The sequence below is a fragment of the Amycolatopsis ultiminotia genome (genome assembly GCF_039536925.1).
Lineage (GTDB): Bacteria > Actinomycetota > Actinomycetes > Mycobacteriales > Pseudonocardiaceae > Amycolatopsis > Amycolatopsis ultiminotia.
This window is the reverse complement of the sequence record NZ_BAAAZN010000024.1, coordinates 90,488-106,646: the sequence shown is the minus strand read 5'-3', so window position 1 is coordinate 106,646 and position 16,159 is coordinate 90,488. Positions and strand designations below refer to the sequence as shown.

At 71.5% G+C, this 16,159-nt stretch carries 14 protein-coding genes; 11 read left to right on the top strand and 3 right to left on the bottom strand.

All coding sequences use genetic code 11. From position 1 onward, the window contains the following. Positions 1 to 37: 37 nt before the first annotated feature. From ABD793_RS37405 to ABD793_RS37380, 6 genes are all read left to right on the top strand, one after another. Positions 38 to 1,045, top strand: coding sequence for a ParA family protein (locus ABD793_RS37405; protein WP_344868211.1), 1,008 nt, complete (start codon positions 38 to 40; stop codon positions 1,043 to 1,045). Then, positions 1,042 to 1,449 carry a cobyrinic acid a,c-diamide synthase gene (locus tag ABD793_RS37400; RefSeq protein WP_344868209.1) on the top strand — a complete coding sequence of 136 codons (408 nt, stop codon included), beginning with the start codon at positions 1,042 to 1,044 and terminating at the stop codon, positions 1,447 to 1,449. Before ABD793_RS37405 ends, ABD793_RS37400 begins: the two co-directional genes overlap by 4 nt. Then, positions 1,449 to 2,498 carry a segregation and condensation protein A gene (locus ABD793_RS37395; RefSeq protein ID WP_344868207.1) on the top strand — a complete coding sequence of 350 codons (1,050 nt, stop codon included), beginning with the start codon at positions 1,449 to 1,451 and terminating at the stop codon, positions 2,496 to 2,498. Before ABD793_RS37400 ends, ABD793_RS37395 begins: the two co-directional genes overlap by 1 nt. Then, positions 2,495 to 3,403, top strand: coding sequence for an SMC-Scp complex subunit ScpB (gene scpB, locus ABD793_RS37390; RefSeq protein WP_344868205.1), 909 nt, complete (start codon positions 2,495 to 2,497; stop codon positions 3,401 to 3,403). The genes ABD793_RS37395 and scpB overlap by 4 nt, the downstream gene beginning before the upstream one ends. Further along, a complete protein-coding gene (locus ABD793_RS37385) occupies positions 3,393 to 4,145 on the top strand; it encodes a pseudouridine synthase (RefSeq protein WP_344868204.1) in 753 nt (250 codons plus the stop codon). The genes scpB and ABD793_RS37385 overlap by 11 nt, the downstream gene beginning before the upstream one ends. Before the next feature lie 177 nt (positions 4,146 to 4,322). Next, positions 4,323 to 6,212, top strand: a complete 1,890-nt coding sequence (locus ABD793_RS37380) for a Xaa-Pro dipeptidyl-peptidase (protein ID WP_344868202.1) — start codon at positions 4,323 to 4,325, stop codon at positions 6,210 to 6,212. A 4-nt stretch (positions 6,213 to 6,216) separates the two neighbouring features. On the opposite strand, the gene ABD793_RS37375 is transcribed toward ABD793_RS37380, so the two are convergent. The 3 genes from ABD793_RS37375 to ABD793_RS37365 form a co-directional block, all read right to left on the bottom strand. After that, a complete protein-coding gene (locus ABD793_RS37375) occupies positions 6,217 to 7,434 on the bottom strand; it encodes a cation:proton antiporter (protein WP_344868200.1) in 1,218 nt (405 codons plus the stop codon). Next, positions 7,434 to 7,916 (bottom strand): cation:proton antiporter regulatory subunit, encoded by a 483-nt coding sequence (locus tag ABD793_RS37370; RefSeq protein ID WP_344868199.1) that lies wholly within the window; start codon positions 7,914 to 7,916, stop codon positions 7,434 to 7,436. Before ABD793_RS37370 ends, ABD793_RS37375 begins: the two co-directional genes overlap by 1 nt. A gap of 61 nt (positions 7,917 to 7,977) precedes the next feature. Further along, positions 7,978 to 8,346, bottom strand: a complete 369-nt coding sequence (locus ABD793_RS37365) for a DUF4267 domain-containing protein (protein WP_344868197.1) — start codon at positions 8,344 to 8,346, stop codon at positions 7,978 to 7,980. Between the two features lie 91 nt (positions 8,347 to 8,437). Here ABD793_RS37365 and ABD793_RS37360 point away from each other — a divergent pair, with 91 nt between their 5' ends. The 5 genes from ABD793_RS37360 to ABD793_RS37340 all read left to right on the top strand — a co-directional run bounded on the left by ABD793_RS37360 (position 8,438) and on the right by ABD793_RS37340 (position 16,112). After that, positions 8,438 to 9,001 (top strand): TetR/AcrR family transcriptional regulator, encoded by a 564-nt coding sequence (locus tag ABD793_RS37360; protein WP_344868196.1) that lies wholly within the window; start codon positions 8,438 to 8,440, stop codon positions 8,999 to 9,001. A 90-nt stretch (positions 9,002 to 9,091) separates the two neighbouring features. Beyond that, positions 9,092 to 9,802, top strand: coding sequence for a (d)CMP kinase (gene cmk, locus ABD793_RS37355; protein WP_344868246.1), 711 nt, complete (start codon positions 9,092 to 9,094; stop codon positions 9,800 to 9,802). Beyond that, positions 9,799 to 10,455 (top strand): lysophospholipid acyltransferase family protein, encoded by a 657-nt coding sequence (locus ABD793_RS37350; protein WP_344868195.1) that lies wholly within the window; start codon positions 9,799 to 9,801, stop codon positions 10,453 to 10,455. Before cmk ends, ABD793_RS37350 begins: the two co-directional genes overlap by 4 nt. A gap of 99 nt (positions 10,456 to 10,554) precedes the next feature. Beyond that, positions 10,555 to 11,997, top strand: a complete 1,443-nt coding sequence (gene der / locus ABD793_RS37345) for a ribosome biogenesis GTPase Der (RefSeq protein ID WP_344868244.1) — start codon at positions 10,555 to 10,557, stop codon at positions 11,995 to 11,997. A 212-nt stretch (positions 11,998 to 12,209) separates the two neighbouring features. Then, positions 12,210 to 16,112: a Pls/PosA family non-ribosomal peptide synthetase gene (locus tag ABD793_RS37340; RefSeq protein ID WP_344868194.1), complete on the top strand. Its 3,903-nt coding sequence runs from the start codon at positions 12,210 to 12,212 to the stop codon at positions 16,110 to 16,112. Positions 16,113 to 16,159: the final 47 nt, after the last annotated feature.

Sequence of the window (16,159 nt, the reverse complement as noted above, 5' to 3'; positions counted from 1 at the left end):
GGCTGCCGGGACCAGCCGAACGAGGAGTTTTCCCGCCATGTCGACACCGACACCGAACCAGCCGGGTCGCCCGGCCGCGTCCGCCGGGTCGGCCGCGGCGAACCTGGACCGCGCGGAGATTGCCACGCCGGCCTCGCACGAGGGCGACGAGCCGGACCGCGGCCCGCGGACCAGGGCGGAACGGGCGCGTGCCAGGGCGAAAGAGCGCGCGGAGAGCGGGATCGGGCCCACCGGACGGCCGCTGCGCGAGATTCCCGAACCGCCGCCGCTGGAGCGGCACGGTCCGGCCAAGGTGCTCGCCATGTGCAATCAGAAGGGCGGCGTCGGCAAGACCACCTCGACCATCAACCTCGGCGCGGCGCTCGCCGAATGCGGCCGCCGGGTGCTGCTCGTGGACTTCGACCCGCAGGGCGCGCTGTCGGTCGGGCTCGGCATCCAGCCGCACGAACTGGACCAGACCGTCTACAACGTGATCATGGAGCGCTCGGTGCAGATCGAGGACGTGCTCCGGAAAACCCGCGTCGACGGCGTTGACCTGCTGCCGAGCAACATCGACCTGTCCGCGGCGGAGGTCCAGCTCGTCGCAGAGGTAGGGCGCGAGCACACGTTGTTACGGGTCCTTCGTCCGGTGATGAACGACTACGACTATGTTCTTGTCGACTGCCAGCCCTCGCTCGGCCTGCTGACGGTGAACGCGCTGACCGCCGCGGACGGTGTGATCATCCCTCTGGAGTGCGAGTTCTTCAGTCTGCGAGGCGTTGCGCTCCTGATCGACACGATCGAGAAGGTGCAGGAACGGCTCAACCCCAAACTGGACATAGTGGGGATTCTCGCCACGATGTACGACCCGAGAACCCTGCACTCGAAGGAGGTCATGGCTCGCGTGGTGGAGGCATTCGGCGACACCGTGTTCGACACGGTGATCAACCGCACCGTGCGGTTCCCCGAGACGACGGTCGCGGGTGAGCCGATCACGACCTGGGCCCCCAAGTCCGCCGGTGCGACCGCGTATCGCGCACTGGCCCGTGAGGTGATCGCTCGGTGAGCAGGCGCGCTTCCCTGCCCGGAGCGTCGGAGCTGTTCCGCCTCACCGCCAGTTCCGCCGGTCCCGCACTGGAACGGACCCCGGCGCCTGCCCCGGCCCCGGCCGAACCGCCGGCGAAGAAGGGCCGGGACAACGACCAGCTGGCCCGCAACGCCGCGCGCAGCGGTTCCGGCCGCACCAAGCACGACGCGAAGATCACCGTCTACGTCTCCGGCGAGGAACTGCTCGCGATGGAGCAGGCCCGGCTGAACCTGCGGGCCAAGCACGACCTGGTGGTCGACCGCGGCCGGCTGGTGCGCGAGGCGGTCGCCGTGCTGCTGGCCGACTTCGACCAGCGTGGCGAAGATTCGGTGCTGGTGCAGCGATTGCGCGCGGTCGACGAGGACGGCGGAACCGAGGGCTGATGGACGAACCGGCATCGGCCGCCCAGCCGGAGCCGGAGGCGGCGGCCCCGGAAGCCGCCGAGGGCACCGTGGCCGCCGAGGACACCGGAAGTACGGCGGAAACCGGGAGCACCGCAGACACCGGGAGCGCGGAGTCCGGCGGTCCGGCGGCCGGCGCGCCGGAGACCCCGGCCGTGCCCGAGACCCCGGCCGTGCCCGAGACCGTGCACGGCGGCACCATCCCGGAGGGGCTCGCCGAGGAACTGAGCACGTCGAAGTTCCAGGTGCGGCTGCAGAACTTCGAAGGCCCGTTCGATCTGCTGCTGCAGCTGATCTCGCAGCACCAGCTGGACGTCACCGAGGTGGCACTGCACCAGGTCACCGACGATTTCATCGCCTACACCCGGGCGCTCGGACCGGACTGGAACCTCGACGAGACCACGGAGTTCCTCGTCATCGCCGCGACCCTGCTCGATTTGAAGGCGGCCCGGCTGCTGCCGTCGGCCGAGGTGGAGAACGAGGACGACCTCGCCCTGCTCGAAGCCCGTGACCTGCTCTTCGCGCGGGTCCTGCAGTACCGCGCGTACAAGCAGGTGGCCGCGTTGTTCGGGGAGCTGGAGCAGGGCGCGCTGCGGCGGTACCCGCGTTCGGTCGCGCTGGAGGACCGGTACCTCGGGTTGCTGCCGGAGGTGATGCTGGGCGTCACCCCGCAGCGGTTCGCGGAGATCGCGGTGTCGGTGTTCCGGCCGAAGCCGCCGCCGACGGTGTCGCTCGCGCACCTGCACATGGGCCGGGTGTCGGTGCGTGAGCACGCCGCGCTACTGCGGCTGCGGCTCGCGGAATCCGGGCAGTCCACGTTCAAGGAACTCGTGGCCGACTGCGAGCACACCGCGGAGGTGGTCGCGCGGTTCCTGGCGCTGCTGGAGCTGTACCGCGAATCGTCGGTGCAGTTCGAGCAGCTGGAGGCACTGGCCGAACTGCACGTCCGCTGGACCGGCGGCTCGGTCGCCGAGGCGTCCGCCGCCGCGGAGCACGACCGCGCGGCCGCCGAAGAGGAGGAATACGGGTGAGCACCGAAGACGACCGTGCCCCAGCGGAGGAGCCCGCAAGGGCAGCAGATCCGGTGGGCGCCGCCCCCGCACCCGAGCCGGAAACTGCTGCGGCCCAAGAGGTTTCCGACGTTTCGGCGCCGGAAGCGGAGCCGGAAGCCGCGCCGGAGCCGGTAAGCACGCCGGAGCCGGAGGCCACTGCTGAGGCAGAGGCCGCACCCGAGCCGGATGCCGCACCCGAACCCGAGACGGAGCCGCACGCCGCTGCGGAACCGGGCGCGGTACCCGCACCCGGGCCCAGTGCCGAGCCGGGTCCGGAGTTCGCGGGGGACGAGGAATCCGGCGACGAGCTGGGTGCCGGCCGGGACAGCGGCCTGCCCGACATCGAGGACGACGAAGCGCTGGAGGCCGCTCTCGAGGCGCTGCTGCTCGTGGTCGATTCGCCGGCGAGCGAGGAAAGTCTCGCCGAAACGCTGGAGCAGCCGGTGGCGCGGGTGAGCGTCGCGCTGTCGACGATGGCGCAGAAGTTCACCGAGCGGGTCAGCGGGATCGACCTGCGGCGCGTCGGCGAAGGGTGGCGGTTCTACACTAGGGACACCTACGCCCCGTTCGTGGAGAAGCTCCTGCTGGACGGCCAGCGGTCGAAGCTGACCAGGGCCGCGCTGGAGAGCCTCGCCGTGATCGCGTACCGGCAGCCGGTGACCCGTGCGCGGGTCGCGGCGGTGCGTGGGGTGAACGTGGACGGCGTGATCCGGACTCTGCTGGCCAGGGGGCTCATCGAGGAGATGGGCACCGACCCCGAGACGACGGGCACGCTGTACGTGACGACCGAGCTTTTCCTGGAGCGGCTGGGGCTGTCGTCGCTGAACGACCTGCCCCCGATCGCTCCGCTGCTACCCGAAGTGGACTCCATCGATGACATCTGACGAACATCCCGACGGCGTCCGGCTGCAGAAGGTCCTGTCGCAGGCGGGCGTCGCATCCCGTCGCGCCGCCGAGGACCTGATCTCCGCAGGCCGGGTGGAGGTGGACGGCGAGGTCGTCACCGAACTGGGCCGCCGGGTCGAGCCGCGGGAAGCGGTGATCCACGTCGACGGCACCCGGGTCAACCTGCGCGACGACCTCGTGTACCTGTCCTTCAACAAGCCCAAGGGCGTGCACTCCACCATGTCCGACGACCGGGGCCGCCCGTGCATCGGCGACTACCTGCGCGGCCGCTGGGAGGAGACGCCGGGGGTGGTGCACGTGGGCAGGCTCGACGAGAACACCGAGGGCCTGTTGCTGCTCACCAACGACGGCGACCTCGGGCACCGGCTGATGCACCCGTCCTACCAGGTGCTCAAGACCTACTTCGCCGAGGTCGAGGGGCTGGTGCCGCGCGGGCTGGGCAAACAGCTGCGGGCGGGCTGGCAGCTGCCGGACGGGATCGTCAAGGTCGACCAGTTCCGGGTCAAGGACATGCACTCCGGCCGGACCATGGTGGAGCTGGTGATCCACGAGGGCCGCAAGCACATCGTGCGCCGGCTGCTGGCCTCGGCCGGGCATCCGGTGCGCAAGCTCGTGCGCACCGCGATCGGCGACGTGCAGCTGGGCAACCAGCGGCCGGGCACGATCCGCAGGCTCAACCGCGGTGAGGTCGGCTCGCTGTACCGCAACGTCGGGCTCTGAGCCGCACGGCCGGGGGCCCGGGTCCGAAGCCGGCCGCCGGCCTCGCGAGGGCCTCGGTGCGGGTGCCGCCTGTCATTGCCGGCCGAATCATCGGGCAAGACCCCACTTTCCGCCGTGGCGGCCGGGCGGGTGCGCTTCTAGCGTGAGCAGCATCCGAGACGGCTGGGAGGCAACGGGATGCGGGTTCGTACCGGTTTGTGCGTCGCTGTGCTGATCGCGGCCGGACTGGTGGCCACCCCGGCCGCTGCCTCGGCGGCGACCGAGCCGCAGTACGACTTCGCCGGGGCAGTCCGGGAGACGGTGTGGGTCGACCTCGGCCGGGACGGCGACGGGGACGGGCAGCCGGATCGGGTCGCCGCGGACATCGTGCGTCCGGCCGAGCCCGCCGAAGCGGGGCAGAAGGTCCCGGTGATCATGGACGCCAGCCCGTACTACTCCTCGGTCGGTCGGGGTAACGAGACGGAGTTCAAGACCTACGACGACGAGGGCCGTCCGGTCGGGTTCCCGCTGTTCTACGACAACTACTTCGTGCCGCGCGGCTACGCGACGGTGCTGGTGGACCTGGCCGGCACCAACCGGTCGACCGGCTGCGTCGACGTGGGCGGGAAGTCCGACGTGACGTCCGCGAAAACCGTCATCGACTGGCTCAACGGCCGCGCGACCGGGTACAGCGCGAAGTCCGGCGGTACGAAGGTCACCGCGGACTGGACCGACGGCAGCGTCGGGATGATCGGGAAGTCCTACGACGGCACCATTGCCAACGGCGTGGCCGCCACCGGCGTCGACGGCTTGAAGACGATCGTGCCGATTTCGGCGATCAGCTCCTGGTACGACTACTACCGCTCGGACGGTGCGACCTTCGGCTTCGACCCGGACGGGCTCGCGGAGACCGTCGAGGCGCACAACGGTGGCCAGGATTGTTCCGCGGAGAACGGGAAACTCGCCGAAGGCGCCACTGCGAACGGGGATTACGGCCCATTGTGGGCCGAGCGGGACTACGTGGCACAGGCGAAGAACGTGCACGCCAGCGTGTTCGTCTCGCACGGCGTGAACGATCTGAACGTCCGGACGATCAACTTCGGGCAGTGGTGGGACGCGCTGGCGGCCAACGGGGTGCAGCGCAAGATCTGGCTGTCGCAGACCGGGCACGTGGACCCGTTCGACTACCGGCGGGCCGAATGGGTGGACACCCTGCACCGGTGGTTCGACCACACCCTGATGGGCCTCGACAACGGCATCGACAAGGAGCCGGTGGCCACCGTCGAACGGCAGCCGGACGAATGGGCGGACCAGTCGGCGTACCCGGCGAAGGACGCGTCGGCGACCACGTTGCACCCGCAGGCCGGCAGCACTCCGGGGGTCGGCACGCTGGGCACTGCCGAGGGTTCGGGCACCGTGTCGTTCACGGACGAGGCGAAGTCCGGTGAGGACAGCTGGGCCGCGGACCCGTCGGCCGCATCGGCGAGCCGCGTGCTTTACAGCACCGGTGCGCTCTCCTCGCCAGTGCAGGTTTCCGGTACGTCTTCGGTCACCGTGACGGCCACGCCGAGCACTTCGTCCGCGCGGCTGTCGGCGATGCTCGTGGACTACGGCCCGGCGACCATCCGCAACTACGCCGGCAGCGGCGAAGGCATCACCACCGGCACCGAGGAGACCTGCTGGGGAGAAAACGCACCGGGCGACGACGCCTGCTACAAGGAGACCGGCGCGGACACCACGAAGGTGGACTACACGATCATCAGCCGTGGCTGGGCGGATCTGGCGAACTACCAGTCGCTGAGCAAGGAGTCGGCGCTGACTCCGGGCAAGCCGTACTCGATGAGCTTCCGGCTGGCGAGCACCGACCACGTCGTGCCGGCCGGGCACCGGCTGGCACTGATCGTCGGCGGTACCGACATCGACGCCATCACCCCGCCGGCGAACCTCCCGAAGCTGACCGTCGACCTGGCCAGGACCTCGGTGCGGATCCCGCTGGCGGGCACGGTGCCCGCCGCCCCGCGTGCGGAGCGCCTCCCGGACGGCCCGCTGGCGCACGTGGCCGGGCACGCACCGGCCGACCTGCGCTGATCCCTCAGCTGCTGGTGACCGTCTCGGATTCCGCCTCGGCCTCGGCCTTGGCGACCGGCTTGCGCTTGCGTTGCAGGGCCTTCGCGATCGGCTCCACGATGCGCGCGGCGGTCGGGCCGAGGACGGCCATCAGGAGCACGTACGCGGTGGCGAGCGCGGCGAGTTCACCGTCCACCGCGCCGGCGGTCACCGCCAGCCCGGCGATCACGATGGAGAACTCACCGCGGGCGACCAGCGCGGCACCCGCACGGGCACGGCCCAGCTTCCCGATGTTCTGCCTGCGCGCGGCCCACCAGCCCGTGCCCACCTTGGTGAGCGTGGTCGCGACCGCGAGCACCACTGCCCAGCCCAGCACCGGCGGAATCGACTTCGGGTCGGTGTTGAGGCCGAACACCACGAAGAACACCGCGGCGAACAGGTCCCGCAGCGGTTCCAGCAGCCGGGTCGCGTTGTGCGCGGTCGATCCGGACACCGCAATGCCGAGCAGGAACGCGCCCACCGCCGCGGACACCTGCATCGCCGAGGCCAGCCCTGCCACGAGCAGCGCCGCGCCGAGGATCTTGAGCAGGAACACCTCGCGGTCGTCGCTGTCCACGAGTGCGGAGACGTAGCGGCCGAACTTGAGCGCGATCACCAGCACCACGGTGATCACCAGCAGCGAGATGCCGACCGCCTCCAGCCCGCCCAGCAGGCTGACCCCACCCAGGATCGCGGTGAGGATCGGCAGGTACAGCGCCATCACCAGGTCCTCGAACACCAGGATGGACAGCACCACCGGCGTTTCCCGGTTACCGAGGCGGCCGAGGTCGCCGAGCACCTTCGCGATGATCCCGGACGAGGAGATGTAGGTGACGCCGCCCATCACGATCGCGCCGATCGGCCCCCAGCCCAGCAGCAGCGCGACCGCGGCGCCCGGGGCCGCGTTGAGCACGATGTCCAGCAGCCCGGCGGTCCACGAGCGGCGCAGCCCGGTGAACAGTTCGGCCGCGGAGTACTCCAGCCCGAGCAGCAGGAGCAGCAGCACGACGCCGATCTCGCTGGCCAGGTGCGTGAAGTCGCCGATGTCGGTGAGCGGGATCAGGCCGCCGGAGCCGAAGCACAGTCCGCCGAGCAGGTAGAGCGGGATGGGGGAGAGCCCGATCCGGCCTGCCAGCCGGCCGAGCACCCCCAGTGCGAAGAAGACGGCACCGAGTTCGATCAGCGACTGCGCGGTGTGATCCATCAGCCGTGCTTAAGGATCTTGGCGGCGGACTCGAGCCCCTCGGAGGTGCCGACGACAACCAGCAGATCCCCTGCGGTGAACAGGAAGTCCGGCGTCGGCGAGGGATGCACCTGTCCGGCCCGCATGACCGCGACGATGGACACGCTGGTGCGCGTGCGCATCGCGGTGTCGCCGAGCGTGCGGCCGTCGAACGGGCTGTTCTCGCTGATCGGCAGCTGCTTGGTGTTGATGCCGGGCAGCTCGCGGTGCTCCTCGTTGAGCTGCGCCACCAGCTGCGGCGCGCCGAGCAGGTTGGCCAGTGCGCCGGACTCCTCCGCAGTGAGCGGCAGCGACGCGAGGCAGGCATCCGGATCATCCGATTTGGACACGATGAGCTCGATCTTGCCGTCCCGCTGGGTGACGACGCCGATGCGCCGTCCGCTGCGAGTGGCGAAGTCCTTGCGGACACCGATACCGGGAAGGGGGGTGACTTCGACGTTCACCCTGCCACGGTAACCCATCGAGTCGATTGTCCGTTTCGAGGAGTTGGGTTCCGCGCGGCAGTCAGCGCAGCAGGAGCATCAGTGCGCTGACCACCATCACTGCCCCGGTCGCGCCGTGCACGCCGAACGCCATCGGGCGCTTCCCCCGGTGCCGCAGGATGATCAGCATGTCGCCGAATGCGGTGAACGACGCGGCGAGCACGATCCAGCCCACCGCATGCGGTCCGGCGGCCAGCATCGCCGCGCCGAGCACGAGCCCGGACGAGATGTCCCGCACGCCCTTGATCTGGAAGAACGAGGTGCTTCCGGTCGGCAGCACGGTCAGCCCGAACGTCGCGGCGCTCTTCTCCGGGGACCGCACGTACCCGATGCCGATGTAGCTGATCCCGATCGCGATGACGCTGGTGAGCACGTACGCAGCGACAGTCATGAGGTTCCCTCCCGTGGATCTAGCAACGCTAGGAATGCTGTCAACGCTAATGTAGCGATGCTAGATTGTCTAGCAGTGCTAGAATGGCGGTATGAACCAGCGACTGCGCCGCGAACGGGACCGGGCGGAACGAGAACGGCGGATCGTTGCCGCGGCACGGGAACTCGCCGAGGCGGAGGGCTGGGACGCGGTCACCACGCGACGGCTGGCTGCGCTGATCGAGTACAGCCAGCCGGTGCTCTACAGCCACTTCAAGGGCAAAGACGCGATCATGCGGGCCGCGGCGCTGGAAGGCTTCGCCGAGTTCACCGAACGTCTCACGTCGGTCCGAAGCGGCGGGGTGCGTGCGGTCGCGGAGGCGTACGTCTCGTTCGCGGACGAGAAACCCGCGCTGTACGACGCGATGTTCACACTCGACCTCGACCTGCCGTTCGGCGCGGACGACACCCCGCCGGTCCTGCGCGCGGGCTTCGAAACCTTGCAGGCAGTGCTCGAACCGGTCGCGGAAGGCCTGAACACAGGTGCGCTCGCCGAGGTGTTCTGGGCCGCGCTGCACGGTTTGGTCACGCTGGACCGGGGCCGCCGTCAACCGCGCCGGTACCGCGAGGAGCGGCTGGCGCTGCTCGTCACGCGGTTCGGCGGGACGCCCGGCTGACCCGCCGGAACACCCGCCCGGCAGAATGAGCGGCGCCCGGCTGAGCAGGACGACGCGAGGAGAGAATCGGTGACCGGAGCCCTACGCGGGGTGGTGGCGCTGGACGGCCCGTCCGGAACCGGCAAGACCACGGTGGCACGCAAGCTCGCCGGACGGCTGAGCGCGGGCTACCTCGACACCGGCGCGATGTACCGGGTGATCACGCTGGCCGTGCTGCGATCCGGCACCGACCCCGCCGACCCGGACGCGGTCGGTCACCTCGCCCACGACGTCGAGTTCAGCATCGGCACCGATCCGGAGCGGCCGGAGATCGGCCTCGGCGGGCAGAACGTGGCCGCCGAGATCCGCGGCCCGGAGGTCACCGGTGCGGTGTCCGCGGTGTCCGCCGTGCCGCAGGTACGCGAGCTGCTGGTCGCCCGCCAGCGCCGGATCATCGCGGACGTGCTCGCGGAAACCGGCGGCATCGTGGTGGAAGGCCGCGACATCGGCACCACGGTGGCGCCCGAGTCGCCGCTCAAGATCTACCTCACCGCCTCCGCCGAGGTCCGCGCCGCGCGCCGGAGCACCCAGGACAGCGCGGCCGGCCGCCGGTCCAGCGTGGCCGACGCGCGGGAGTCCGTGCAACGGCGCGACCGGCTCGACTCCAGCCGCGCTGCCTCACCGCTGCGCGCGGCCGAGGACGCGGTGCCGGTGGACACCTCCGAACTCAGCGTCGACCAGGTGATCGTCGCGCTGTCCGAACTGGCCTGCCGGCGCGGCCTGCTGGCCGACTGCCCGGCCGACGCCGAGGTCGGCACGTGAGCGGCGCGCTTCCCGAGGGCGCGAACGGGCTGCTGCACGACATCGGTCGCCTCTGCGGCCGGTACTATCTGCGTCCGGTGTTCCGGATCCGGGTGCACGGCAGGGACCGGGTGCCCGCGCAGGGCCCGGTCGTGCTGATCGGGAACCACAGCTCCAACGTCGATCCGCAGCTGATCATCGGAATGCTGCCGCGCCGCAGCGCGTTCCTGGCCAAGGCCGAACTGTTCGCCGGGGTCGGCGGCCGGTTCCTGCGGGCGATCGGCCAGATCCCGGTGCGCCGGGGCGAAATCGACCGGGCCCCGCTGATGACCGCCGTGGGCGTGCTCAAAGCGGGCGGAGTGGTCGGGGTCTTCCCGGAAGGCACTCGCGGTGCGGGTGACGTCGGGGCGGCCGAACGCGGCGCGGCGTGGCTGGTGCGCGCGTCCGGGGCCACGGTGCTGCCGATCGCGACGCGCGGCACGCGCAAGCCGGCGGACGGCAAACGGCGCTGGCGCCCTCGCGTGGACGTCCTCGTGGGGGAGCCGTTCACGCCGAAGGTCGGCCCCGGCCGCACCGGGCTCGACCAGGGCACCGAAGAGCTCCGCGGGGAGCTCGCGGCGCTCGTGCGGACTTTGGACGATTGGCGGGGCGAACACGGATTCGCCACGCCGTAAGCGAAGTGGGAAACGATGACAGGGTTTGATGCCGCCTCCGCGGGAAAGAACGCGTCGGCGGGGTTCGACGCCGCCTCCGCGGGCAATGCGGAAGGCGGGCTGGGCGAGGTCGACGGCACCTGGTCCGACGAGTCCGAGTTCGCCGCGCTCGACGCGCGGATCGAGGCGGACGAAGCGGCCGCCGAAGCGGATCTCGCGCAGCCGGTGCTCGCCGTCGTCGGGCGGCCGAACGTGGGCAAGTCCACGCTGGTGAACCGCATCCTCGGCCGCCGCGAAGCGGTGGTGCAGGACGTGCCGGGCGTGACGCGCGACCGCGTCGCCTACGACGCGTACTGGAGCGGCCGCCGGTTCACGCTCGTGGACACCGGCGGCTGGGAACCGGATGCGACCGGCCTGCAGGCCGCGGTCGCCACGCAAGCCGAACTGGCCATGCAGACCGCGGACGCGGTGCTGCTCGTGGTGGACGCCACGATCGGCGCGACCGCAACCGACGAGGCCGTCGCACGAGTGCTGCGGCGTTCGAAGAAACCGGTGCTGCTGGCTGCGAACAAGGTCGACGACGACCGGTTACTGGCCGACACCGCAGCACTGTGGACGCTGGGTCTCGGCGAACCGCGGCCGGTGAGTGCCCTGCACGGCCGCAGCTCGGGCGATCTGCTCGACGCGATCATCGCCGCGCTGCCCTCCGCACCGCGGGAAGCAGGCGAAGCCACCGCGGGACCGCGCCGCGTCGCACTGGTCGGCAAACCGAACGTGGGCAAGTCCAGCCTGCTCAACCGGCTCGCCGGCGAACCGCGTTCGGTGGTCGACGCGGTCGCGGGCACCACCGTCGACCCGGTCGACTCGCTGGTCGAGCTGGACGGGCAGACCTGGCGGTTCGTGGACACCGCGGGCCTGCGCAAGCGGGTCAACTCGGCCAACGGCGCGGAGTACTACGCCTCGCTGCGCACGAAGACCGCGATCGACTCGGCCGAGGTCGCGATCGTCCTGCTGGACGCCGCCGAGCCGCTGTCCGAACAGGACCTGCGCGTGCTCACCATGGTGGTCGAAGCGGGCCGCGCGTGCGTGCTGGCGTTCAACAAGTGGGACCTGGTCGACGAGGACCGCCGGCACGCGATGGTGCGTGAACTCGACCGCGGCCTGGTGCGGGTGCCGTGGGCGGAAAAGGTGAACATCTCCGCGCTCACCGGGCGTTCGGTGCGCAAGCTCGCGCCGTCGCTGCGCACCGCGCTCAAGTCGTGGGACCAGCGCGTGCCCACCGGCCAGCTCAACGGCTGGCTCTCCGAGCTCATCGCGGCGACCCCGCCGCCGGTGCGCGGCGGCAAGCAGCCGAAGGTGCTGTTCGCCACCCAGGCCGGTATCCGGCCGCCCACGCTCGTGCTGTTCACCACCGGCTTCCTGGAGGCGGGCTACCGGCGCTTCATCGAGCGCAAGTTCCGCGAGCGGTTCGGCTTCGAGGGCAGTCCCGTCCGGGTGAACGTGCGGGTGCGGGAGAAGAAGCAACGGCCGAAGGCCGGGGGCAAGGCTTCGCGTGGTCGCTGACGTTCGGCACCGGTGACGTCCGACACTCGGCTGTGACCCTTGCGCGATCCGGCGTTGACCTGCGCGTAAGGTAGCGGGTCGCAACGGGCGCCTCAGCCGAGCAAGCCCGGCAACACTCGCGAGAGGTGAGTGATGGGCTTGCCCGCCCACCGAACGATCCAGCCCGCCCGTTTCCGGAAACCCGGAGCCGACCGGTTCGCCGTGAGGGTCCGATGACCCTGACCGCCGAGCCCGGCAGCTCCGCGCTGCCGCTGCTGCCCGAGGTCGTGCTCACGCCTGCGGCCGCACCGGCGGTGTTCCGGTCCGCGGCCGCAGGCACCGCGCGCACCCTGCTCGACGTGCTCGCCGCCACCGCCGAACGGCACCCCAACGCGCCCGCGCTCGACGACGGCACCGGCACGCTGAGCTACCGCCGGCTGCTCGAAGAGATCGAGGGATACGGCCGACGGCTCCGTGCACACGGTGTCGGGCTGGGCGACCGGGTCGGTGTCCGGATTTCCTCCGGCACCGCCGAGCTGTACGTGGCGATCCTGGCGACGCTCTCGGTCGGCGCGGCCTACGTGCCGGTCGACGCGGACGACCCGGACGAACGGGCCGAGCTGGTGTTCGGCGAGGCGGGCGTGGCCGCGGTCGCCACCGACGGCGCCCTCACCGCGCACGGCGTCCCGGGCGGCCGCACCGGTCGCCCCGGTCCTGCCGACGACGCGTGGATCATCTTCACCTCCGGTTCCACCGGCAAGCCGAAGGGCGTCGCGGTCACGCACGGTTCCGCCGCGGCCTTCGTGGACGCCGAAGCGAAGCTGTTCCTCACCGACGAGCCGATCGGTCCCGGCGACCGCGTGCTGGCGGGCCTGAGCGTCGCGTTCGACGCCTCGTGCGAGGAGATGTGGCTGGCCTGGCGGCACGGCGCCTGCCTGGTGCCCGCGCCCCGGGCGCTGGTGCGCACCGGCGTCGACCTCGGCCCGTGGCTCGTCGCGCAGGGCATCACCGTGGTCTCGACGGTGCCCACGCTGGCCGCGCTGTGGCCCGCGGACGCGCTGGAAGACGTGCGGCTGCTCATCTTCGGTGGCGAAGCGTGCCCGCCGGAACTGGCCGAACGCGTTGCGGTCGAAGGCCGCGAGGTGTGGAACACCTACGGCCCGACCGAGGCCACCGTGGTCGCCTGTGCCGCGCAGCTGACCGGGGAGGAGCCGGTACGCATCGGTCTCCCGCTGGCGGGCTGGCAGCTGGCCGTGGTCGACGACGACGGCCGCCCGGTCGGCATGGGGGAGACCGGCGAGCTGGTCATCGGCGGGGTCGGGCTCGCCCGCTACCTCGACGAGGAGAAGGACGCGCAGAAGTTCGCGCCGCTGCCCTCGCTCGGCTGGGACCGGGCCTACCGCAGTGGCGACATGGTCCGCGCGGAGGCCGAAGGGCTGCTGTTCCTCGGCCGTCTCGACGAACAGATCAAGCTCGGCGGCAGGCGCATCGAGCTCGGCGAGGTCGACGCGGCACTGCAGGCGCTGCCCGGCGTGCTCGGCGCCGCGGCGTCGATCCGCCGCACGAAGGCGGGCAACCAGGTCCTGGTCGGCTACCTCGTGCCCGGCGACGGTGCGCCGCCGGACCTCGACGACGCCGCGACCCGGCTGCGCGCGCAGCTGCCGGCTGCGCTGGTACCGCTGCTCGCCGTGGTCGGCGACCTGCCGACCCGCACGTCTGGCAAGGTGGACCGGGCCGCACTGCCGTGGCCGCTGTCCACTGTGGACGCCAGTGCGGCCGGCCTGTCACCGACCGAGGCCTGGCTGGCCGAGGGGTGGAGCGAGATCCTCGGCGTGTCGGTGAGCACCGCGCGGGCCGACTTCTTCACCCACGGCGGCGGCAGCCTCACCGCGGCACAGCTGATCGCGCGCATCCGCACCCGCCACCCCGAGGTGTCGGTCAGCGACATCTACCAGCACCCGAAGCTGGGCGAGCTGGCCGCCAAGCTGGACGCGCTGTCCGGGCAACAGACCGAACGCCGGGACATCGCGCCGACCCCGCCGCGGGCGGGCGTGCTGCAGAGCGTGCTGATGATCCCGCTGATGGGGCTCGTGGGGCTGCGCTGGACGACGCTCGCCGCGGCTTGTTCGAACGTGCTGGCACTGCTGGGCTTCTCCTGGGCGCCGACGCTGAACTGGGCGTGGCTGATGCTCGCCTGGCTCGTGCTGTTCAGCCCGGCGGGCCGGATCGCGATCGCCGCGGGCGGTGCGCGGGTGCTGCTGTCCGGCGTGCGCCCCGGTACCTACCCGCGTGGCGGAAATGTCCACTTGCGACTGTGGACGGCGGAGAAGCTGGCCGAGTTCAGCGGTGCGGACAGCGTGGCCGGCGCGTCCTGGATGACCACGTACGCGAAGGCGCTCGGCGCGCGCATCGGCAAGGACGTGGACCTGCACTCGCCGCCGCCGGTCACCGGGTTCCTCAAGCTCGGCCGCGGGGCCGCGGTGGAGCCGGAGGCCGACCTGTCCGGCCACTGGGTCGACGGCGACCTGGTGCACCTCGGCAAGATCCGGATCGGTGCCGAGGCGCGGGTCGGCGCGCGCAGCACGCTGTTCCCCGGCACCCGGATCGGCAAGGGCGCGGAGATCGCCGCGGGTTCGACCGTGCGCGGCGCGGTGCCTGCCGGTCGGCGCTGGGCCGGATCGCCTGCGGTCTGGGTCGGCAAGGACGACAAGGATGCGCTGAAGTGGCCGTCGAGCCGTCCGCCGCGTTCCCGGTTCTGGGCCGCGGTCTACGGCGCGACGTCGGTGGCACTCGGCCTGCTGCCGGGCATCGCCGCGCTGGCCGGGGTGGCGGTGCTGGGTTCCGCGATCTCCGGCTCGCCGACGCTCGGCGCGGCCGGGCTGCGCGCGCTGGCCGCGGTGCCGGTCGCGACCGTCGCCTACTTCCTCGCCTACGCGCTGCTCGTACTGGCCGGGGTCCGCGCGCTCGGGGCCGGGCTGGTCGAGGGCTACCATCCGGTGCACGGCCGGATCGCCTGGCAGGTCTGGGCCACCGAACGGCTGATGGGCATGGCCCGCGAGGGTCTCTTCCCGTTGTACGCCAGCCTGTTCACGCCGGTGTGGTTGCGGCTGCTCGGCGCGAAGGTGGGCCGGAACGTGGAGGCCTCCACCGTGCTGGCGCTGCCGAAGATGACCAAAGTGGACAGTGGCGCGTTCCTCGCGGACGACACCATGGTGGCCACCTACGAACTGGGCCACGGCTGGCTGCACGTGGCACCGGCGCGGATCGGCAAGCAGGCGTTCCTCGGCAACTCCGGGATGACCGCGCCGGGCCGTTCGGTGCCCAAGCGCGGTCTGGTCGGAGTGCTCTCCTCGACGCCTGCCAAGGCGAAGAAGGGCTCGTCCTACCTCGGCATGCCGCCGCTGCCGGTGCGCCGCGCGGTCGGCGACGCGGACACCAGCCGCACCTACACGCCGCCGGTGCACCTCAAGGCCGCGCGGGCGCTGGTCGAGCTGTGCCGGATCGTGCCGGTGATGTGCGGGGTCGCGCTCACCGTCGGGGTCGCGGTGGCGCTGCTGGCGCTGGCCTCGTCGGCCGGATTCCCGGTCGCCGCGCTGCTGTCCGGTCCGGTGCTGCTGGTGGCGGGGGTCGTCGCGGCGGGCACCGCGACCGCGGCCAAATGGCTGCTGGTCGGGAAATTCCGCGAGGTGGACCACCCGCTGTGGAGTTCGTTCGTATGGCGCAACGAGCTGGCCGACACCTTCGTCGAGGCGCTCGCGGTGCCGTGGCTGATCGGTTCGGTCGGCGGTACGCCGCTGCTCACCGCGTGGCTGCGCACGATGGGCGCGCGGATCGGCCGCGGCGTGTGGCTCGAGACGTACTGGCTGCCGGAGTCGGACCTCGTCGCACTCGGCGACGGTGCCACGATCAACCGCGGCTGCGTGGTGCAGACGCACCTGTTCCACGACCGGATCATGACCATGTCGCGGGTCGAGCTGGCCGAGGGCGCCACGCTGGGCCAGCACGGGATCGTGCTGCCCGGCGCGAGCATCGGCGCGCGCACCACGGTCGGCCCTGGTTCGCTGGTGACCCGCGGCGACGCAGTCCCGGCGGACAGCCGCTGGCTGGGCAACCCGATCTCCACCTGGCGCGGCTGACCGCCGCCGGCCCGAAAACGGACCGGGGCGGAGCATTGCGGGCCCGG

Coding starts and splice junctions, on each gene's coding strand:
- ABD793_RS37405 (WP_344868211.1), top strand. CDS start 38: ATGTCGACACCGACACCGAACCAGCCGGGTCGCCCGGCCGCGTCCGCC.
- ABD793_RS37395 (WP_344868207.1), top strand. CDS start 1,449: ATGGACGAACCGGCATCGGCCGCCCAGCCGGAGCCGGAGGCGGCGGCC.
- ABD793_RS37385 (WP_344868204.1), top strand. CDS start 3,393: ATGACATCTGACGAACATCCCGACGGCGTCCGGCTGCAGAAGGTCCTG.
- ABD793_RS37380 (WP_344868202.1), top strand. CDS start 4,323: ATGCGGGTTCGTACCGGTTTGTGCGTCGCTGTGCTGATCGCGGCCGGA.
- ABD793_RS37375 (WP_344868200.1), bottom strand. CDS start 7,434: ATGGATCACACCGCGCAGTCGCTGATCGAACTCGGTGCCGTCTTCTTC.
- ABD793_RS37365 (WP_344868197.1), bottom strand. CDS start 8,346: ATGACTGTCGCTGCGTACGTGCTCACCAGCGTCATCGCGATCGGGATC.
- ABD793_RS37360 (WP_344868196.1), top strand. CDS start 8,438: ATGAACCAGCGACTGCGCCGCGAACGGGACCGGGCGGAACGAGAACGG.
- ABD793_RS37340 (WP_344868194.1), top strand. CDS start 12,210: ATGACCCTGACCGCCGAGCCCGGCAGCTCCGCGCTGCCGCTGCTGCCC.